The organism is Acinetobacter sp. NCu2D-2, from assembly GCF_001647675.1.
Taxonomy (GTDB): Bacteria; Pseudomonadota; Gammaproteobacteria; order Pseudomonadales; family Moraxellaceae; genus Acinetobacter.
In genome coordinates, this window is sequence record NZ_CP015595.1 from 179,649 (window position 1) to 201,572 (window position 21,924).

The following is a 21,924-nucleotide window of genomic DNA, read 5'->3' on the forward strand; positions in this document are numbered from 1 at the left end:
GAAAGATTGATGTCTGACAGTTTACATGCTTTTGCTTTGTTCTTTTCATTGCTCAATCCGTTTTTAATGAGCATTTATATGTTGGGCATCATTCGAAACTCTGATGCCAAGGTCTTTAATATGGCCTTGATTCAGGGGAGTTTGATCAGCTTTATCGTCTTTATTATTTTTGCAAAAACTGGTGAGGCATTTTTCAATGAGGTCTTACATGTACGTTTCGAATCCTTTCAAATCTTTGGTGGCATTATATTTCTAGTCATTGGCTATCGTTATGTATTTGAAGGTGCAGATACCATTGGTGTGACGCGCGGAGCACCTAGTCATCTAGCAGGAACAATTGCGATGCCGTTTATGATTGGGCCTGGTACTGTTTCTGCTGCTGTCATCACCGGAATCAAACTTAATTTATTGCAAACTATAGCTGTCATATTTATCACACTATTTCTGACGTGTAGTTTACTTATTCTGATGAAATATCTACATGACAACATGCAGCATAAACATTCCAATTATATCGACTTATACGTGGATATCGTTGGGCGTGTAGCTGCCTTGCTGATCGGAACAATTGCAATCGATATGATAGTAAATGGTGTTACTGGCATCATAAATACGTAATTGACATCAATATGATTCGATATCTTCCGTGTTTAAAGTTGAAATATATTTTTCGTAAACTTAGATGATTTTCAAATAAAGTCCATTGAAATCTGATATCCCAAATATAAAAGGCTGTCTTTATGACAGCCTTTTATTCAAACTATTTATGTTATTGATTGATTTAAAGATACTTATTATCAAACATTCGACCTATCAATTTATTTATTTTGACCAAGGGCCATAGCTGACATTGGGCAAAACAATAAATTTTCGACCAAATTGGTCTTGGTGTTCTACGACTGCCTTTAAGCGCTCTTCACCAGTTTGATGATTACTGAAAGCATCTGCAAAATCATGGAGGGTATCACCTAACAAAAGTACAATATTGTGATCTACAGTAATACTTTGACGACGCTGCTCTTTAGATGTGCCGTACAGCAAGATCTGCTCTTGTTTTAATTGTGGTAGACCTAAAGTTTGTAAAGCTTTCATCGTCGATGGGCGATATTTTTGCGATCGGTCTGAAATATAAAAAATTTTCACACCTTGCTGATCCGCAAATTTTAAAAATTCTAAGCTACCTGGAATTAATTTTGGTTGACCAGATTTTTCCCAGTCATCCCATGATTTCCAGTCGGTATAGCTTTGACATTGATTTAGGTCCTGTACAAAAACATCAGTATTATCAATAACTGTTTCATCTAGATCCGTCACAATCGCAAGATTTTTAGCATCTGGATTGTTCTGCAAGATGTCTTTCAAACGATCTGTAGCTAGATTGTAGGCTTGGATTTGTAGTGCTTGAACTTCAGCAGAACGATTTTGGAATTTTAAACTCATTCGATATTGCTGCACTTCACTGTTACAAGTTTTTGCCTGTGCTACATTTTTTGCTGCGACATTCAGGCATAAGCTTGAAAGCATGAGTGCTAAAATAAGTTTAGAAACTTTAATGTTGTTATTCATGGGTTTTTCTCAATTTAAGCATTTAGTGTGTAACAGGGTTGTACTTGGCATGGTATAAGTTTCGCCACATGCGCCAACCATTTAAGGCTAAAAGAATAAAAATAAAATACAGTACAGCGGTGAGATAAAGGGATTTGTGAATAAACATGCCCACATAAATTGCATCTAAAATGCACCAAAGTCCCCAGCTTTCAATGTATTTTTTCGCAGCCCAGTAACTTGCCACAAGACTAAATGACGCCAACATAGAATCAAGCCAAGGAAGAGAAGCTTCTGTAAATCCTGTAAAGATGCCGCCGAGGATTACACCAAATACAACGCCAATCACAAGGCTATATTTCAATGTTTGTTGATTTAAATGACCAATTTTGATCACAGATTGTTGCTGTAGATCTCGCTTTGACCAGTTATACCAGCCGTATAGTTGCATGAGTACAAACACACATTGAAGTGCTGCATCAGCGAATAAATTGACACGATAGAAAATAATAATATAGAGAAAGACCGCAACAATATTGACTGGCCAGCAAGCCTTGTTTTGTTTAGACGTCAGCCATACGCCAAGGACGTTAAAGATAAATGCTGCGATCTCTATATTTTCCATATGGTCATCCTACGAATTTTTTAAAAATTCATCGTTAAGGAAAGTGTTGCTGTTCTTGGTGCACCTAAAAACAGATAATTATCACCATCAGCATCCCCTACATCACGCCAATACTTTTCATTGAAAATATTTTCAATATTGAAACGCAGTTGAGCATCATTTTGGTGTAACTTAAATTGATAATGTGCACCCAAATCGAATACGGTGTAAGCATCTACCTTCGCAGTTGCTTCTTTATTGGCAAACTTGCTTGAGCTGTAACGACCCGCTGCTAAGAGACTCAGACCATCTATCGCTGGAACTTGATAGGCTAATTGAGTTGCCAGTCTAACTTTAGGTACGTTTTGGGCTTGATGATTTGAATACGCAGGTGCATTAACATCTTCTAATTGTGATTTTGTAAGGGCAAATGAGCTTGCAATTGATAAATCTGGACTAAGTGCTCCATTTAAACCTAATTCAAGACCGATATTGTGCTGTTTACCTTCTTCTACAAAATAGAGTTCGCCATCGATAGGTTTGGTAAATTGATTATCTTGACGTAAGTCAAACACTGCCGCGGTAAATAAGAATTGATTGATCTGTTGCTTTAAACCCAACTCATATTGCGTCGAATGGATTGGTAGTAGTGTACTTCCCTTATTTTTTGTAAACCAAGGTGCAGACCTACCATCAGACAAACCTTTCGCATATGATGCATAGAGCATTGTCGAATCAGTTGGCGAATATGTGACGGCCAATTGCGGTAGCCATTTATTTAATTCAGTATCTCGTTCTTTCTCACGTTTTTTATTATGTGTTTCTTCGTCTAAGTCAATCCACTTAAAGCCTAACAACGTAGACCATTTTGAATTCCACTTAATATGGTCATGTAAATTTATAGCAAATTGTTTACTATCAATCGCCTTAAAATAATGCTCAACATCTCCAAACTCTTGTTGGCGGTCATATGTATCTTCATAAATATTTCCTAAATAATCATCTTCTGTGATGTATTTATTTACACCTTTATGACGATGTCGTGATTTGTTAGTTTGCGATACTTCGAGATTAACCCCATGGACTATCGAACCAGTCAAATAATTACCATTTAAATTGATTTTTAATTGATTGGTTTCATATGTATCGTCGGGATTTTTATAGTCATAAATATCATATTCACCATTCGGGCCAAACATACCGCAATTCACTTTTTCTTCACAGCCACTTGTGTAATATCCAAAAGGAAAAATTGAATAATCATCTAATACTGATTTACTATGAGATGCTGTAACAGCAGCGTTCCAGTCTTGGTTTATCGCATAGTTGTATTTAATGCTTGCATTTAGACTATCAGTACTCACAGGCTTACCCCAAGACTGATATCCAAGTAATCGATCCCATTTCACATGCTCTGGTACTTTGCCATCGAGCAATTGATAGCCAGGAACGGATCTCTGTTCAAAACGTTGCGCTTCAATATCAAATTCTAATTTAGATACATCATCTAGTTGCCAATCTAATGCCAGCGACGCGAAATAACGTTCACCATCAACATGGTCTACATAAGAATTCAGCTGCTCATTCGCTACATTAATACGGTAACCCAGTTGATCATTTTGGCCACTAAATCCACCCACGTCAGCTGCAACAGAAAATTGTCCGTGCTGATTGGCTGCAAGGGTTAATGTCTGAATATCTTGAGGGCGTTTAGTGACATAATTGACTACCCCACCTGGTGTAGACATACCACTTTGAATTGCTGAAATGCCTTTCAAAATTTCAACTTGTTCTTTATTTTCCAGTGCAATATTTTGCTCACCACGTACAGTATTACCATTAATCAGATAGCTTGATGCCAAATCTAGACCAAATCCGCGAGATATTAAATTTGGATAATAACCAATAGGGGCATATGCATCGCCAATTGCAGCCTCATTTTTCACAACATCCGAAAGTACACGTGCGTGTTGGTCCTGCATAAGTTCCGATGAAACCACTGATATTGATGCAGGTGTTTTTTGAATATCTTCTGTCCCAAAACCTGAAAGATTAATATTTGTAGGTTTATAAAGTGCCTCAGCTTGGACCACAATTTTTTCTAATTGCGGAACATTATCAGCAGCGTGAATTGCTGTTGAAAGCAAGACTGGTGAGATCAGAGCAGCTTTGAGCGCCAAGTTTAAGGTAGTGTATTGAAACCTATGCATGTTCATAATCAAACCTTATCATTTTGTGAAGGTAACTGTGGTCGTGCTAAATTTTCTGCGTGAATAGCAGCGTTTGGAAAAACTGAGTATTTTTGAATCAGAGAAATTAATTTTTTAGTAAATTGCTGACCTTGCTCGCTCGCAAACCATTGGGTATGACCGATGATCCAATCAAAATAAGCGGCATCTGCGTGCGCCCTATTTCGAGTAATTGCAACAAAGTATTCCAATTCGGAAAAAGCAAAGTCCAGATGAACAATTTGAATTAGGTCAGCAAGAATCAATAGATTTTGACTGAGTGTTGATTCAGCACAATAAGATTTAATGAATGCTTCTAATCCCAATTCATCAATACGTATATCGTTGGTATGTTCTAAATCCAGCCAAGCAATAAAATTACGTTCGATTGTGACTGCCAAATCATAAAGTGCCGAATTTTGGTCAGCTAAACCGAAGTCAATAACAGCAGTAATCTTGGCGGATTGGTTTTTCTCAGACCAAAATAAATTTGAGGCGTGTAAATCGTTATGAGTCCAAATTTTTGGGGCTTGTTGCAAATCAAATTTAATTCTCTGATGTATCCCAGAAACATATTCTAGAAAATCCTGATTTAAATGTTTATTTTCAAAATACATTGATAATGTAGGGCTGAATTCAATATTCTTCTGAATTGCTCCAACAATCTCATCACTCAGTAATAAATTTTGGTTAGATACTAAATAATGTGAACAACGACTTTTATTACTGAATGGAAAATTAGTCATTGCTAGATGCATATTTGCTAGAAGCTTTCCTGCTTGAGCAGCATGTTCTGGATAGAAAAAAGGTGTCCATGACTGTTGATCTGCATATAGATCATATCCCTGTGCACGGTCAAATACTTCATAAATCCACTCGCCTACTTGCACTGCGGTGTTATTGTCATTATCGGTACATAATGTCGTTACTGGAATATTTTGAGTAGCTAAATATTCTATTAGACTGTGCTCTAATAAAATATCTTGTCGCGACCGAAATGAGTGATGACTGCGTTTGATAAAATAGGTCTGAATGACTTGATTACTATCAGATTCCACAGTGACAAGTGCAGCAGAAGAAAATGGTCTAGGACTTTTCCAAATAATTCGAGTATTGCCTTTTAAAAAAGAATACTTGTTACTTATTACATCAATATCGAATAAGGAAATATGTGGCCAATCTTTCTCTTCCCAAGATTGTCCCATACCATGACCTAATTCATTGAGTTGCGTCATTTATTTACCTAAGTGCACAAGCCGATCCACTGTCTACACAGAGCAGTTTGATGATGAATAAAGCAAAAATTCGACTCGACTTAAACACAAGCGTAAAATACATCCACACTTTGAGTAAGCTCGGTCTATAGAGGTTTCACTTTAAAATTAAAAAATTATTTTTAGCCAAAATTATTAAACTAAAAATATAAGTGGTACATACCACTTTAAATTTTAACCTAGTCTATCCTTTTTATAATAATTTTTGAACAATTAATTTAAAATAAATGCAATAAAAAAAGTCTAAACCTGCAATGCAGTTTTAGACTTTTAAAAAATGATTGAATTTTAAAGTGCTTATGCAAACACATCCACAGTCATTTCAATCTTATCCTGCGGCCAAATTTCTATATCATATTCAATGACTAAGTCATCAGATCGTGAAATTCTTTCAATATAAGTCGCGGTTTGACTAGAGGGAATACCTAATAGTTGGCCATCAAATTTACTCACACCCGTATTTTTTATTTTTAAACTACTGCTGGTGTAATCATAATGGAAACTATTTTTAACCACTTCTTGTACTGAAGTAATCACATCATATTCTAGTAAATCTGGAAATAACTTTATGGGTAAATAGTTATATTCAAGTAGTACGGGAACCTCATCTGCATATCGTAGACGAATAATTTCTAAGAATCCTAGTTCACGACTTTCTTCACTAAAAATTTCATAACCATCAAAGCTCTCCACCTGTCGAGTAGAGATCATTTCAGTTTTTGCATGAAAACCTTGGGTTTTCATATATCCATTAAAGTTATCTATAGAAGTTGGATAATATTGAATTTTTTTATTGCTCACGAACCAACCGACATTTTGAACTTTGTAAATTTTGTCATCTGCTCTCAGTTGGTCGTAAGCTTTTCGTACAGTTTCACGCGAACAATTAAATTTTAGGGCCAAATAACGTTCTGATGGAATCATTTGATTGGGGCTGTATTTTTTCAACTCAGCATCAATCAAATCTCTGATTTCCATATACTTCATTCGAATACCCAGTCCTTTTAGTTCAATGCTATAGATACTACTAAATTAAGACTACAAGGCAAATAAAAATATACTCGGCTTTATCCGATTTAATCCACTCACCATGATCACACCTACGTCAAATATAGACATAAAATGATTAAAGGTGACCCTCTACTTTGATTAAAAAATAATCTATATTTAATTTTATTCAAAAGAATCAATAATTAAACTATAAAATTTATCCACATTTACTGTGGATAATTTCACATTCTTGTAAGCTACTGCGTACATCAATTACAGTCATTTGCACCTATTTTTATTTCTGTAGTTTTCATAAGATAGATTCATACAGAGCAGGATGCTCTAAAGTAAAAAAATAAAGATGTAAAACAAGGAATGTACGATCCGACATGATGTTAGATCAAAATAGATTTGTAGAAAGGCTCAACAGGATGTTGGGCCTTTTTATTTCATATTTATAAGCAGTCTGGCTCTATCTACTCTAAGTAATGCTTTGATCCATTCATGCACTACATCATTATTTTTTGATCTTATCTAATTATTTTCTAGATGATTGAATAAAGCTTATATGTGAAATCATTTTTCGCATACACATACTCAATTGTTCATTTGTTATTTGATTTAATATGCGTCATTGTTGATCTAAAGTAGATTATTTCTTAGGCTATCTATGCGTAAATAATGTTTTAAGATCATTCATAATCATAAAAAAACGCGCTCATATGAGCGCGTTTTTCAATTTTAAAATTAGGCTGGATTGACACACTCCCACCACTTTCGACTAGCTCAAGTGGAGGATTCTAAAAGCAAAAGCTCTTAGGCGACTCCCTCACGGATTTCGCTTGCTTTCTGCTTCACAAGGCGACCTTTACCGCATCCACCCTCCACAGACAAAACGGTGTGTCCCACCGCCAAAATATTGCGAGAAGCATTTATATCCGCATTCTCGCTAAAACCACACTCAATACAGTTAAAGTTTGCCTGAGTGAGCCTATTTTCTTTTGCAACATGACCACATGAACTACAAGTCTGACTTGTATATTTAGGGTCAACTTTAACAAGTAAGCCACCTCGCCATTGTTGCTTATACTCCAACATATCAACAAGCATTGACCACCCTTGATCTAGGATTGATTTGTTTAAGCCTGATTTGGCTTTAACATTCTTTCCTTTTTTCTCAATTGAGCCTTTTGCAGACTTCGACATATTAGCTACTTTTAAGTCCTCAACTACGATCATTGCGTGGTTTTTGCTGAGAGTTGTAGTGACTTTGTGCAAGTAGTCATGCCGAATATTGGCAATATGATGATGTAGTTTGTTAACTTTTAAATTAAGTTTTTTCCAATTTTCACTGAACTTGATTTTCTTTTTCAACTTGCGTTGAAGTCTAGCTAATTTCACTTGATTGGCTTTAAAACTATTGATCGGGTTGAATACCTGACCATTAGAGGTTGTGACCAATTTCTTGATGCCAAGATCAACACCAATAGCTGATTTAGATGGGTGAATTGGTGTTTCAATTGTGTTTTCAACACCAAAAGAGATATACCACTTGCCAACATGCTTTGAGATTGTGACGTTCTTAATCTCGCCTAAAATATCTTGTGATTTTCTAAATTTTACAACGCCAATATCACTAGGCAATTTAACTTGGTTGCCTTTAACCCAACAATACCTATTAAATTGAACAATACGAATTGAATCATAACCATCTGATTTTTTCTTGAATCGTGGCATGAGTGGTCTAAGTTGAATTTCATTACCATCGGGTAATTTAAAAAATTTTGGCTTCTTAGCTTTGAATGGTTTTTGCTTTAGCTTGGCTTGTTCTTTTTTATCGAAGAATTTACCCCAAGCATCACCAAGATCACGAACTTTTTGTTGAAGTGAGACACCATTTGAACTGTTTTCTAAAAAAGCACACTCAGGCTTTTTGCGTAATTCAGGGATTTTATTAACTAAATTAACTTTGTTAATTCGCTCATTATTAGCAAGCATCTCGAATGATGCAGCCAATATCTGATTCCAAACAAAACGTGCAGAACCAAGCAACTTGTTTAAAACAAGCTCCTGTTCTGCATTAGGCTCAAGCCTAAATTTGTACGCTTTGTTGATTTTCATAAATGAGTGTGTATGTGTTCATATGTATAAATACTACCACTAATTAAGCCATTCACCAATGACAGAAATATATAAAAACCGACATTCAGCCTTTAATTTGCATGTACATTTAGTGTTTATTACTAAGTACAGAAAGAAAATTCTAGGTGAGTTGCATCATAAGTATTTTATTGAGTGTGCATCTGAAATCTGCAAAGAGTTTGATGCGGAATTAAAGGAGTGTAATGGTGAAGCTGACCATGTTCACATGCTTATTCAGTACCCACCGACAGTTCAACTCAGTAAATTGGTAAATAACTTAAAATCAGTAACAAGCAGAAGAATGAGAAATGAGTTTTTGGATTTACGTGGTAGTTATGCAAAACCTGTTTTGTGGTCACGCTCATATTTTGCAGGGTCTTGTGGTGGCGCACCTTTGGATATTATTAAAAAATACATTGAAAACCAACAAGGTTAAAATCCTTGAAATTCACCTCCACCCTGACTGTCGGGTGGAATCCTCTTTCACTTTAAGATAGAGTTGAACCACGTACGCCCGACTTTAAACTATTTTGGTTATCGGAAATTTTGACACCCTGATTGGTCGTAAGGGCTTGCTCGGTTGCATCCGTCCGGTAATCATCTAACTGATTATTTTTAACATTCTGATTGTTTAAATCCGTGCGATCTGACCTGCAAGTTGGCTATTTGATACTGGCTTTTTCATATTCTTTCCTATTTACAGTTATTTGTGTAGACAGGCACCTTAGGCTGTCTCGAAGTCATTTTTATAAATGGTAAAGATTGTGACTCATTTTCTAAAAATAAGATGCCTTCAAAAAATCAGTCATTAACTAAGGTACACCTCTAATTCAAAGAGGTTGTTCGACTTTGTAGAAACTCTGTATAGAAGCGTTATTTTTCTATTTTTTATGCATCCTCTTATAGATCAGAAATTTTCCTGATTTAATTGTTATGATGAGTCAAAGCTATTCACTTTATTGATTGAAAATTAGCTTAAGGCGATTCTGTATGCTTTTGGCATCTATTTTGCTTAACAGTATTACGTTTTGAAAATTATGTAATATTGGGGCAATGTAGGTATGGGATATGTCGCACGTGAACTGACACCTCGAAATAAACTACTGTTCGGATTGGGTTCATTTCTGATTCCAATTTTAATTTGGTGTGCTGTTAGCTATTTACCATTTGTATGGCATCCACAAGTACAGATTACTCATGCAGGGAGTGTGACCTATCTTCAAGAAGGTAGTCGTATAGATAAGCATACTTACTATGAGGCTGCGCAAAATGCAGTAGATACAGGGGTAGCTCCACCTGAAGGTAAACTCGTCAATCCTATTTATTTACCTGCACCGCATGAAGTTGCAAAAGCACTGGTGACCGCGTTTACTACACCGCCTATGCAAGCCAATGCGCCCTGGTTTCACCAAAGTTTATGGCATAGTATTCAACTCGTTTTTACTGCATTCTTCATTTCGTCTTTAATTGGATTACCTTTAGGTATTCTATGCGGATTTTCTAATCGTATCTCTCAGCTGACCGAGCCTTTTGTTGAGTTCTTCCGTTATTTACCAGCGCCTGCTTTTGGTGCACTTGCGGTCGCCATTCTCGGGATTAACGATGCACCTAAAGTCGCTATCATTGTCATCGGCACTTTATTTCAACAAATTTTAATCATTGCCAATACCACACGATTGGTCGATCGCAGTTTAATTGAAGCAGGTTTCACTTTAGGCACAAATAAAATTAAAAGCCTATTTAACGTGGTTATTCCTGCTGCCTTACCCGAAATTTACCGTAATTTACGAGTCTTATTAGGCTGGGCATGGACGTATTTGATCGTTGCTGAATTGATCGGGAGTACCTCGGGTATTACTTGGTTTATTACACAACAGGCACGTTATCAAAACTTCGATAATGTATTTGCAGCGATTTTAATTATTGGTGTCATTGGTTTGCTCTGTGACGTCATTTTAATGAAATTAGGCCAACATCTCTTTAAATGGAAAGCAGGAGCAAATTAATGAGCACAGTAGAATTTAACGCTCGCGAATACTTCGACAAAATTTATAGTCGCCCTGTTATTCTTGAAGCGAAAAAACTCACACAAAGTTTTAAACATGGTCGTAATGAAAGAACGATTCTCAATGCGCTAGATCTAAAAATTCATAAACGAGAATTTATCTGTGTGATTGGACCTTCAGGCTGTGGTAAATCAACATTCAGTCGTGTTGTTGCCGGCCTTGATCCTTATACTTCGGGTGAAATCCTAGTCGATGGAGAAGCCATTACTGGTCCAAGCCCGGAACGTGGAATGGTATTTCAGGGCTATACTCTTTTTCCATGGAAAACCGTCAAAGAAAATGTCATGTTCGGTCCAAAAATGAAGGGTCAAAGTAATGCGACTGCTGAAACTCAAGCACGCGAATGGATTAATATCATTGGATTAGAAAAATACGAAAATCAATATCCGCATGAACTGTCTGGGGGCATGAAGCAACGTGTTGCAATTGCACGTGCATTGGTCAATGAACCTAAAATTTTACTCATGGATGAACCTTTTGGTGCACTGGACCCGCATACTCGGCAAAAGATGCAGCGTCATTTAATGGATTTATGGCAAAACATTGATATCACAATTATTTTTGTCACGCATGATATGGATGAAGCGATTTTACTTGCGGATCGCATTGTTGCACTTAAAGCTAATCCTGGTGAAATTAAAGAAATTATTGAAGTTGATCTACCACGCCCACGAGATCCTGATGTAATGCTCACACCAGAATTTAAAAAACTTCGCCAACGTGTCGATCAACTGGTTCACGCAGAAGAAGATGAACTCGATCCAGCATTGGCCGATTTACCTGAAATTCCACGTATGACCAAAGTTAGTCATCAAAAATAATCTCCTATTCCTAGACCTTTAGGACGACCTAAAGGTTTATATCGCTGTGTTGGACGACCAACAGTTAAGGTGACAATTATGACAGACCAATATGTACTCCCACTGGTCGATATTTCCAAGCTACAAAGTCCATTACTCACTGATCGATTAGAGGTTGCGGCTGCACTTGATCGTGCTTGTCAGGAGGTTGGATTTTTATATTTAACAGGTTCGCAATTCAATTTTGAATATGCTAAGAAGTTGATTGACATCACCAAAGCATATTTCAATCAAAATTTAAGCGATAAAATGAAACACTATATTGGGCTATCTCAAAATCATAGTGGTTATGTTCCGATTGGTGAGGAACAATTTGCCAGTCAAAGCTATGATCTAAAAGAAGCTTACGATGTGAATTATGATTATCAAGGTGCAATTAGCGATTATCCGTTATTGGGTCGAACACAATGGCCTGACTTCCCTGAATTTAAGACGGTGGTGAGTCAATATTATGAGCATTTACGGCAAATCAGTCGCGATATTTTTTCTACCTTCGCACTGGCATTAAATGTTAAAGAAGATTATTTTGCCGATAAAATTACTCATGCACCTAGTCAGCTCCGACTAATTCATTATCCTTTTAATCCTGAGATTCAAGATGCTGAAGGCATCGGTGCACATACAGACTATGAGTGTTTCACTTTATTATTGCCTACTGCACCAGGACTACAAGTTCTCAATAAAAAAGGACAGTGGATTGATATTCCATTAATTGAAAATACACTGGTCATGAATATTGGCGACATGATGGAAATTCTCTCTAATGGCAAATATTTAGCTACTAAACATCGGGTCAAGAAAGTTGCCGAAGAGCGATATTCTTTCCCACTTTTTTGTGCCTGTAATTATGACACTGTGATTGAGCCAATTGTGAAAGATGAAACACCCCAATATGCTGCATTGATTGGTGGCGAACACTTATTTAACCAAACTGCTCAGACGTTCCAGTATTTAAAAAAACGTATTGCTTCAGGTGAATTGGTTTTGAAAAATGCTGTCCCCCTCTCCTCTTTCGGCCTTTCTGAAAAAAGTGAGGAAACAGTGCAATGAATTTATTTGATACCTTAAAACACATTCCTCATAAGAGCAGCCAAGATAGTAGAGTGCCCCACTATTTATATGGAGCCTTCCGGCGTAAAAGTATTAGTTTTCATAACGGGCTTACAGATGAAAAAACCATTGTTTATTGGTTCCAATCCAAATCATTTACGATTGATTTGCGTCTAAAAACTGTCACTGATACTGCTATTACCGAACGACAAGGTTGGATTGGCGACACACTCTGGGACAAATCATCACAATTATTATCTTGGGAGGTAAAGCCCTATGCTAATTATCAAAACCATGTGCAATGGCCTGAACCTGCAAAATTACATGTCATTGGAAACAGTATCCTAGAATTTTCTCCCAGCAATGTGTATGTAGAAGATTGGAGACAACAAGCCACTGATGGATTATTCCTTGGATTAAGGTTAAAAGAATGTATTGATCAAAGTACAGGTGAACATCTCACGATGGATGGTGGCTTGATTATTTGTGGAAGTTATATCGCGTTCGCTTTAAGTCGTATACCAGAAATCCAACAGAAGGTGGCATCTCTTGATTTCCATTCATGTGAAGATCAGGCTCTTAGTGCTATTGAGAGTTTTGAAGTTTCTATCTCAACCAATGGTCAGACGAAACAATTCACCACCTCTGAAAAGTGCTATCAAACTGCATTCAACTTTGACGGCTTTACTATTTTAGAAGATGGATCTTTAGCTCAAGATATACAGCAAGATGACAAACAGCTAAAGTTGATTTTTGAAGTCGATGTTTTTGAGCCAAGTTATCAATTCTCTACAAGCACGGTTACACTTCCTGCTGCACAAGATTGGCTCAAACAAGAACAAGATCATTTGATGCATCATGCCGAAATGGTTTTATAAGGAGCAATATGTCTTTTATCTACCTCGCCATTGCGATTGTTGCAGAGGTTATAGCGACTTCTGCACTAAAAGCATCTGAAGGATTCAGTATGCTGTGGCCATCGGTGATCACCATTATCGGTTATGCAATTGCCCTGTTTTTTTTATCTTTAACATTAAAAACGATACCGATGGGCATTGCTTATGCTATTTGGTCTGGAGCAGGTATCATTCTGATTTCTGCGGTTGGACTGATCGTTTATAAACAACAACTCGATCTGGCTGCACTGATTGGTTTATCTTTCATGATCATAGGTATTGTGGTCATAAATGTTTTTTCGAAAAGTACGCAACTTTGAGCGAACTAAAAAATCCCCGCTTGCGGGGATTTTTGTTGTCGATGATTAAGGTAATTCTTGCAACACAGATGCATCGATCACGCTGTCTATATCGACTTCTTGTGCATAAATACCATTGCTCACATTGAATTTGTTAACGTGGTAGCTTGATCCATAAATCGAATCGAACCCTGTTCCTTTATTAAAGACTTTTTTGTTTGCATCTATATCAAGCAAATGTGTGCCATCAATAAACTGCATATATTTCTTCGCATCTACACCGACCCGCTTTGACATAATACTCGCGGCTTCTTCACGAGTTGCAGGATCATTAATATATTTAACTGTTTTATCCCAGACTTGAATAATCTTTTTCCATTGCTCTTTATTCGCCTGAAGATGCGATGGGTTTACGGTTAATGTGTCATAAATCAGACCTGGTTTATCCTTCGAGGTGAAGATAATTTTAGATCCAGCAACTGATGACAATGCTTGGTTGGCCACAGGTTGCCATACTGCAATCGCATCGATATCTGCTGTAGCGAACACTTGTGGTAACTCATTGGTCATCGTATTTACAAGTTTTACATCGTTCAAACTAATTTTGGCATCATCCAATGCAGTAGAAAGTAAAAGATGATCGACTAGGCCTTTTTCAGTGGCAATGGTTTTGCCTTTAAGATCCTCAATACGCTCAATTCCATTTTTCGCAATAATGACATCATTTCCCGCTGAGTAATCTGTTGCCATGATCATAACCCCTTTGGTACCGCCTGATCCGGTCACGAGGTTATCACCATTGGTTACTAAAACTGCATCAAGCTGATTTGCTGCAAAAGCTGAAAGTGAAGCTGAATAATCAAACCATTTAAACTCAGCATTGACGCCTGCTTCCTTTAACCAACCTTTATCAATAGCCACTTGCCAAGCAACAAAACCTGGCCAGTCACTATAACCAATGGTAATGACATTGGCAGCTTGAGTACTTTTCGCATTTGCAGATGGTTCAGGAATTTTAGCTGTATTATCACAGCCAACCATAAATAAACTGCCACTCACTGCAACAGCTAAAGTTAATTTTTTGATCATTGCGCAACTTCCCCTATGCATTCGCATCTAAATTTTGTGTTGGATAAATTTTTTGAGTAAATATAGTCACGCCAGCCACCAAAATGACTGACATCAGTTGCATCACCTAATGCATAGTGTTCACAAATAAACCCTTTAACCCACTGCCCATCTATCAGTTTTAGATTTCCAATCCCTAAAGGTGCAGGGACTTCCGCCACAATTTCGCCAAATCGTGCAAATGGAATTTCCCAGATTTCAACTTCAATAGAATGACCTGTTGCCCCATAACTCAAAGCTGGTTTTGCTGGGGTGGTATTTTTCAGTGCATATAGATGGTAATTCGGGGCTGTTTTTGTTTTTTTCAGCAATGTACCACCACGCGTGGTGAGCTGAAAATTCAGCGGCATACCCGATAAATGTGCACCGACCACAGCCAACTGAACCGTGTGTGCAGAATCAATTTTGATATTTTTCTGATAACGTTGTTGAGATGTGCCTAGAGTTAAACCCGTTGCCTGTTGCCAAATTTGTCCGAAGTTGGCTAATGCCTGATCCATCCATGCCTGTGCAATAAAGGTCACACCAGTCGGTAAACCATCTGCACGAATTGTATTAGGTAGTGCTAATGCCGACAAATCAGCAAAATTCACAAAGTTGGTATATGCCCCCATATGGCTATTTTTCACAATTGGGTCAGCTTCAACCTCATCAATTTTATAAATCGTCGGTGCTGTCGGTACCATCAAAGCATCAAATGGTTCTAATGCGATATTAATTTTTCGAGCCAATTGAGCACGTTCATATTCAGCTTCGATCATATCCACTGCAGTGAATTGATCGGCTTGTGCAATAATTTGTGCAATAACAGGATGTGCTTGTTCTCTTGTGACATGTTTTGCCACTGCACTGGTACGCTCAGAAACCCAAGCTTTGTTATAAAGTGCTGAGGCCAACTGATTAAAGACATCAAAATCAATCTCTTCTACGCAATATCCTAATGATTTCACACGTTCAATGGCGTGATCAAAGGCTTTTGCAGATTCTCTATCGCAATAGAATTCAAGCTGTGCAGGAATTGCAATTTTGCCTTTTGAAAATTGGCTTGGCACATTGGCTGGGTGCCGACGAGAAAATTCATCTGTTTCATCATACCCTTGCATCACTTGTGCAACCGTCCATGCATCGTCTACGGTATGTGCAAAAATTGAGATTACATCAATCGTACGACACGCTGGCACGAGACCCGTACTCGAAAACCATCCCTTGGTTGGCTTTAGACCAACAATATTATTATGTCCTGCAGGGACACGACCAGAGCCAGCAGTGTCCGTACCTAAACTGAAAGGTACCTGTCCATTTGCCACCGCTACACTTGAGCCTGAGCTTGAACCACCGCTGATATATTCAGGATTAAAACTGTTTTTAACTGCTCCGAATGGTGAACGTACACCGACTAAACCTGTTGCAAATTGATCGAGGTTCGTTTTACCGATCACAATTGCACCTGCTGCTTTTAATTTCGCAACTACAGTCGCATCATTCTCGGCGATATAGCTCGCTTCTTTACAGGCTGCTGTGGTTTCAAAACCGGCAACATCTATATTGTCCTTCACTGCAAAAGGAATACCGTATAGAGGTAAATCCGCTTTGGCTTGCAATACTAATTGATCGATTTGAGCTTTGAGCTGTGCTGCCGTAGCAATTGAGATCCAAGCATGGCCCTCATTGGTGATTTGCGCTACATATGTATATAAGTCATTCAGTTGAATACGCTGTTCTGCGTAGGCGGTTTGCCAATCTTGAATTGTCCATAATGAATTCATGGCGAAACTCCTTATTCTGTTTCATTTTGAGGAATGGGAGGCATGACGGCATCCATCATTTCAAGATGCCCTTTAATCACCCCTTTTAAGGCAATAAATTTCTGGCTAATTTTGACAAGATCACTACTCTTGCCTTGTAAAAGCATGACTTCCAAAACTTTTTGGTCATCGAGTTGGATATGATGTGAGCTGATGACTTGGGTAAGATATTGCTGTTGAAGTTCAAACAATTGGCTCCGGCAGGTTTTTGAACTTACGTCGTACAATAATGTAAATGTCCCGACCATGACCTCATTATGCTCAGCATGATCTGCGATAAGATGTTGATTAATCATGTCTACAATCGCTTGTGAGCGACTTTCGTAATGCTGATTCACAATTTTTTCATCGAGCGCATTTAAGGTTTTTTCTGGAACAGTGACACTGATTCGTGCCAATTTAGCTTTCGGCACGGGGCTTATTCCTTAATTTTTTGAAGTTGTTGAAGATGAAATCCAGCGCGTGCTGTAAAAATTTCGGCTAACACACGTAGCCATGGATGCTTGGTTTTTTTTGCTTTTGATAAATCCATGTGCATCTCCTGTCTTTAGTATTACAAATAAAATATTTCGTATTACTAAAATGCAGAAAGCGTGCCAAAACAGGTAAACGACTGTTATATAAATATTTTCATTAAAATTTAAGTTTTAATCGCTATTTTGGGGATGTAGCAATTCAATACGATTTACTGAAATGGTGCTGAACGTATTTTTTTTGCACTAAGTTGGTTATAGATGCTGGGGGATTATTTAGATCATAAAAAAGACCGCATCTAGCGGTCTTTTTACATCTTTTTATAAATCGTATCTCTACGATCCACGTCAAGTACAAGAACGACAATTTTTGAATCAATGACTTGGTAAACCAAACGATAGCCTGCCGATCTCAATTTCACTTTGTATAAATCGACTGAGCCACTCAGTTTGTTTTTCGGGATTTTGGGATTGCCTAAAACTGTCTCGAGCTTGCGAATAAACTGTTCCGCAATTTGCGGATTGAGTTTATCGAACTTTTTAAGCGCGGTTTTTGTGAACTCGAGCTCGTAGGTCATTTAGGCTTACCTTTACGGTTTCTTCTGTTTGTGCTTCTTCAGCAAGTTTAAGCAGTTCTTTGTCTTCAATTAAATCCATCAAGCGTTCATACATGTCCGCAGGAACACAATAGAATGCTGGATTGTTACGGTTGAGGATTGCTACTGCTTCACCAAAGCCATTGTTTACGACTTCCATTGGGTTCTTCTTAAGCTCTGAAACACTTGCGACAAAACGTGAATGAATAATATTGTTCATATTGGTCGATTTCCTAGATATGCAAACAATAGTCAAATGATAACCAATTTAAAGATCATTTAAAAGACCTGTTATTTGGTCTTTAAACTCATTCAATCGTTCTTAAATAAATTGCCCAATAGGTTCTCTCTAATATTTCTTGTATATGTTGATTTACACCTTTTATTTCACATAAGTCATTCAATCTTAAAAAATGTTGTCTCAAACCTGTGTACTCAAGATTAGATACAACAATATCTACCGCTAAATCACAATAATTGGTATCAAGCCAAGATATTAAGACTTCAAATGCTTCAACAATACTCCATCCTTGATCAACACAATCATGAAGCCATCTATCTGACCAAATAATTTTGCCTTCTTGAAGTTCTTCACTAAGCCTTTTAGTACTTATTTTTAAGGAATATTGGCTATCATCAGCAATTAGAGGTTCTATAATTTCTTGTGCAAAATTTTTCCACCCATTTTTAATACAAATTTGGTACAAATTCATTTTAGCTAGATCATCAAAATATTGAATATATGGCTTTATTGCTAGAATTTGTTGATCACGATAGATTCCTTTACGACCTTCAGTTTTAAAGCCCCAATGATGATTAAAGTATTTAAAAACTTCTTGTAAATTTCTCTCTTGGATTGAGTTATGCACTAACGAACATAATTTATCAGTACCAACTAAAAGTGCTAGCTGAATAAAAATATTATATTGATTGAGCTTATCCCAATGTTTTTCTAATAAAGTTTCTGCTTTCTCTATAGAGAATTTTTCGAATATTTCAAATAGCATCCAATAATTATCATCATTGATGGTCAACATATGATCTTCAAAGATTTGTTCAAATTTGTCATGCCACATATAGCGAGTTGCTTGCCACCAATATGTGGAATCATTATTTTTAATTTTATCTATTAACTGATCGACTATACTCAAATCCCTATATGTTGCTTTTGCCATTAAAACTCTATCATATATTTCATCTTTACTTAAAATGGTTTGAAGTGTAGGTAGATCCCCCTCACTAGGACTGCTAATCCATATAGCTAAAGCATGTTTACGAGCACAAGAATCATTTTGATTATTTATAAATATTTCTTTAAGTCTATCCTTTGAAGGCTTAGATAATAATTGACCTTCTTTAAAAGCACGACTCACATCGTCAGCTATCTGTCCCCATGTATGAAATCCTCTTCTATCCCAATCTGCTAATTTTTTAACTTGGGCTTCTAATACATCAGGATGATCAACTAATCTCAATAAATACAAAATATAATTTTTTAAACCACTCGTCTGAGCCCAATTTAGTAAATAATGGATAGTAGACTCTGTTGGTAAATAATTTTTAAATTTAAAGTCCAAAGAGTACATTGTGAATGAATTTTTAGGTGATCTCTGATACTGATCTTGCTCTTCTGATAAGTTATTCCAATAGTTTAAAACTGAATCTAGTAAATATACTGATTTTTCATCACAGATTCTTGATAGCACCCAAAATATAAGAAGGTAATCTTTTTCTTCATCTTTAATGTTGTCTATAGCAATCGTTACCGAATCTAAATACTCTACATCTCCAATGTATCCTATGATTATAAATAGCGAATGAAGAGTTGAAACTTTAGTATTTTGATCTTTAAGAATTTCAAATAACTTATTTTTTAAGCCATTTTTATATTTTTTTACTATGAAATTTATAACCAAATGAATCTGCGGATAGTTTATTTCAAAAGGGAACAATCTTATCCAATGAATACCATCACTTAAATTTCCATTTTTAAAGCCACATTCATAATACAAATCATGACGATCTTTTTTAGGATAAAGTTTAAGCAATTCTAGAATTGAGGGGTGTACCAATTCATTTAGAACCGTAAGTGATTTATAACGTAATGTACTCTTCGATAGCTTATGATTTTCTTGATTATTTAACCAATTTGAAATAACTTTTATGCAAGTATCAATATATTTAGAATTGTCTTTGATAGCATAATAGTAAGCATATATTCCTATTAAAAAATTATGCTGAGTAAGTAATTCAAGTCTTTCAATGTTTAATAAGGATAAATAACAGGATAGTCCCAATGCTTCTGAGAAATAGGGATCAGTCAAAAATTCTAAATATTCATCTTTTTCTAAAAAATCCTGTATAGCTTGAGCCATGAGCAGAAATTTAATCTTGTCATGACGAAAGATAATAATATTTTGTTCATCAAGTCTTATAATTTGTCCATCATCGAGTATATTCCGTAGATCTGACCTTTCCTCACGATCTAAAAATCCAGATAATTGAATTATATTGATTTTATCAATCTTATTTAAAACCAAATATGAAATACTTTTTGAAAGAGTTATTTCAAGATCATTACAAAATTTTTCTTTTGCATATGCAATATTTTCTAGTGTTGTTGAAATAAATTTTTCAATAATTTTATCATTTTTTTTAGTTTCCTTAAAATCAACTAAAGCCAAAAGCAAGGGATCATTGCCAACGTTCCTTGCAATACTTTTTAATGTCAACTCATCAATATTTAGGTTTTCTGATTTACATCTTTTTTGTAATGCCTCTAATGCTTGCTCATCTGTGTAATTATCTAAATAAATATATGAAAATCCGTTTTTAGATAATTCTTCTTTGAGCTTGAGTGAAAGTATGCTTAGTTTTTGATACCAAACAGGACACAAGATATTTATTCTTTTTTCATTGCTTGCCCATGAGCTAATTTTTTCAATTAGTTGTTCGGTATTATTTATATTGTTAATATCCTCAATTAAAATGATTAAAGGGTTTTCCACAGAACATAAATCTAAAGCCTTTCTACCACATCCTTTAATTAAGCGACCTGAATATCTTTGTAGCTCTTTTTCAATAGCTTCATCTAAGTTTAAAGAATTTTGTATGTTTTCTTCCCTCAATACTAAAATCGAATGCCCTTTATCTAACTTTTTTAGAATAAAGTTCGTACAAATAGTAGTTTTACCTGAACCAGAGGTTCCAATTACTAAATTCAAATTTTGAAATTTTATGTCATCACGTTCAACGAATAAGTCTTGTTTAAAATTAAGATGTACAGTACTTAAAGTGCCTATTCTTAAGAGTTCTTCATGAGATAGAACAGTAGGCAAAACACCAAAATATTTATGACGAATTGTTTGACCATTCGGATCAATATCTAAAAATGAAGAAATTCTAGAGTTTGACCATATTTCTAATTCAATATCATGTTGTGAAGCAAGCTGATGTGCTTTTATACGTATTTCTTGAGGCTCAACACTATTACACATCAAGGCTAACCTTGCTTTTAAATCAGGATTTCCTTGCCTAATTTTAACTAACTCTTTAATTGCTTTTACTAAGTCACCATCACTTCCTGTGGGTTTACTACCTTTTTTTCTCGGTGTAACTGTGTCTAAATCTCTCAACCATTTGGTTTCTAAATCATTACGTGATGTTGTTGTATGTGCTACTGCAACAACCTTTGCTTCGCCGTTGACATAACACCAACCTACATTATCCAATGGTGCTTTAATTGTTTTACCTTGCGGATTCATACCCTGATGAGAAATACTCTTATAAATCTCAGGTTCAGCAAATCTAAGCACATCAGATGCTAATCTTTCGAATAATCCTGCATCAGTAATATTTGCTAGAGCACTATTGGTTTCATTCATAGTCTAGATTTGAATAATTCATATATTTTTCATTAGTATAATAAAAAACCGCCCTTACGGACGGTCTTTTTTATATCTATCTCA

The 21,924-nt window shown here is 36.2% G+C and carries 19 protein-coding genes; 7 read left to right on the forward strand and 12 right to left on the reverse strand.

The window, feature by feature from the left end; translation table 11 throughout:
• Window positions 1–9 precede the first annotated feature (9 nt).
• Window positions 10–618 (forward strand): MarC family protein, encoded by a 609-nt coding sequence (locus A3K93_RS14000; RefSeq protein ID WP_067731933.1) that lies wholly within the window; start codon window positions 10–12, stop codon window positions 616–618.
• A 204-nt stretch (window positions 619–822) separates the two neighbouring features.
• Here the strand turns inward: A3K93_RS14000 and A3K93_RS14005 are convergent, their stop codons facing one another.
• From A3K93_RS14005 to A3K93_RS14030, 6 genes are all read right to left on the reverse strand, one after another.
• Window positions 823–1,566, reverse strand: coding sequence for a 5'-nucleotidase, lipoprotein e(P4) family (locus tag A3K93_RS14005; protein ID WP_067731935.1), 744 nt, complete (start codon window positions 1,564–1,566; stop codon window positions 823–825).
• Between the two features lie 22 nt (window positions 1,567–1,588).
• On the reverse strand, window positions 1,589–2,170 hold the full coding sequence (pnuC, locus tag A3K93_RS14010) for a nicotinamide riboside transporter PnuC (protein ID WP_067731939.1): 582 nt from the start codon (window positions 2,168–2,170) through the stop codon (window positions 1,589–1,591).
• A 20-nt stretch (window positions 2,171–2,190) separates the two neighbouring features.
• Entirely contained in the window at window positions 2,191–4,365 is a 2,175-nt protein-coding gene (locus A3K93_RS14015) for a TonB-dependent siderophore receptor (protein ID WP_067731940.1), read from the reverse strand.
• 2 nt (window positions 4,366–4,367) lie between these two features.
• Entirely contained in the window at window positions 4,368–5,612 is a 1,245-nt protein-coding gene (locus tag A3K93_RS14020) for a phosphotransferase enzyme family protein (RefSeq protein ID WP_067731941.1), read from the reverse strand.
• A gap of 336 nt (window positions 5,613–5,948) precedes the next feature.
• Window positions 5,949–6,638 (reverse strand): GntR family transcriptional regulator, encoded by a 690-nt coding sequence (locus A3K93_RS14025; RefSeq protein ID WP_067731942.1) that lies wholly within the window; start codon window positions 6,636–6,638, stop codon window positions 5,949–5,951.
• Between the two features lie 819 nt (window positions 6,639–7,457).
• Window positions 7,458–8,762, reverse strand: coding sequence for an RNA-guided endonuclease InsQ/TnpB family protein (locus A3K93_RS14030; protein WP_067731944.1), 1,305 nt, complete (start codon window positions 8,760–8,762; stop codon window positions 7,458–7,460).
• Between the two features lie 58 nt (window positions 8,763–8,820).
• Here A3K93_RS14030 and tnpA point away from each other — a divergent pair, with 58 nt between their 5' ends.
• The 6 genes from tnpA to A3K93_RS14060 all read left to right on the forward strand — a co-directional run bounded on the left by tnpA (window position 8,821) and on the right by A3K93_RS14060 (window position 13,975).
• Window positions 8,821–9,219 (forward strand): IS200/IS605 family transposase, encoded by a 399-nt coding sequence (gene tnpA, locus A3K93_RS14035; protein ID WP_067727883.1) that lies wholly within the window; start codon window positions 8,821–8,823, stop codon window positions 9,217–9,219.
• A 625-nt stretch (window positions 9,220–9,844) separates the two neighbouring features.
• A complete protein-coding gene (locus A3K93_RS14040) occupies window positions 9,845–10,789 on the forward strand; it encodes an ABC transporter permease (RefSeq protein ID WP_067731946.1) in 945 nt (314 codons plus the stop codon).
• Window positions 10,789–11,670 (forward strand): ABC transporter ATP-binding protein, encoded by an 882-nt coding sequence (locus tag A3K93_RS14045; protein ID WP_067731948.1) that lies wholly within the window; start codon window positions 10,789–10,791, stop codon window positions 11,668–11,670. The genes A3K93_RS14040 and A3K93_RS14045 overlap by 1 nt, the downstream gene beginning before the upstream one ends.
• A 78-nt stretch (window positions 11,671–11,748) precedes the next feature.
• Window positions 11,749–12,759, forward strand: a complete 1,011-nt coding sequence (locus tag A3K93_RS14050; protein ID WP_067731950.1) for an isopenicillin N synthase family dioxygenase — start codon at window positions 11,749–11,751, stop codon at window positions 12,757–12,759.
• Window positions 12,756–13,637, forward strand: a complete 882-nt coding sequence (locus tag A3K93_RS14055) for a hypothetical protein (RefSeq protein ID WP_067731953.1) — start codon at window positions 12,756–12,758, stop codon at window positions 13,635–13,637. The genes A3K93_RS14050 and A3K93_RS14055 overlap by 4 nt, the downstream gene beginning before the upstream one ends.
• Before the next feature lie 8 nt (window positions 13,638–13,645).
• Entirely contained in the window at window positions 13,646–13,975 is a 330-nt protein-coding gene (locus A3K93_RS14060) for a DMT family transporter (protein ID WP_067731955.1), read from the forward strand.
• A 45-nt stretch (window positions 13,976–14,020) separates the two neighbouring features.
• Here the strand turns inward: A3K93_RS14060 and A3K93_RS14065 are convergent, their stop codons facing one another.
• The 6 genes from A3K93_RS14065 to A3K93_RS14090 form a co-directional block, all read right to left on the reverse strand.
• Window positions 14,021–15,043, reverse strand: coding sequence for an ABC transporter substrate-binding protein (locus A3K93_RS14065; protein ID WP_067731957.1), 1,023 nt, complete (start codon window positions 15,041–15,043; stop codon window positions 14,021–14,023).
• Window positions 15,040–16,848, reverse strand: coding sequence for an allophanate hydrolase (gene atzF, locus A3K93_RS14070; RefSeq protein WP_067731959.1), 1,809 nt, complete (start codon window positions 16,846–16,848; stop codon window positions 15,040–15,042). Before atzF ends, A3K93_RS14065 begins: the two co-directional genes overlap by 4 nt.
• Before the next feature lie 11 nt (window positions 16,849–16,859).
• On the reverse strand, window positions 16,860–17,300 hold the full coding sequence (locus A3K93_RS14075) for a CopG family ribbon-helix-helix protein (protein WP_067731961.1): 441 nt from the start codon (window positions 17,298–17,300) through the stop codon (window positions 16,860–16,862).
• Between the two features lie 371 nt (window positions 17,301–17,671).
• Entirely contained in the window at window positions 17,672–17,938 is a 267-nt protein-coding gene (locus A3K93_RS14080) for a type II toxin-antitoxin system RelE family toxin (protein ID WP_067731963.1), read from the reverse strand.
• Window positions 17,901–18,176, reverse strand: coding sequence for a type II toxin-antitoxin system Phd/YefM family antitoxin (locus A3K93_RS14085; RefSeq protein WP_067731965.1), 276 nt, complete (start codon window positions 18,174–18,176; stop codon window positions 17,901–17,903). Before A3K93_RS14085 ends, A3K93_RS14080 begins: the two co-directional genes overlap by 38 nt.
• Window positions 18,177–18,264: 88 nt before the next feature.
• Window positions 18,265–21,840 carry an ATP-binding protein gene (locus A3K93_RS14090; RefSeq protein ID WP_067731967.1) on the reverse strand — a complete coding sequence of 1,192 codons (3,576 nt, stop codon included), beginning with the start codon at window positions 21,838–21,840 and terminating at the stop codon, window positions 18,265–18,267.
• Between the last annotated feature and the right edge of the window lie 84 nt (window positions 21,841–21,924).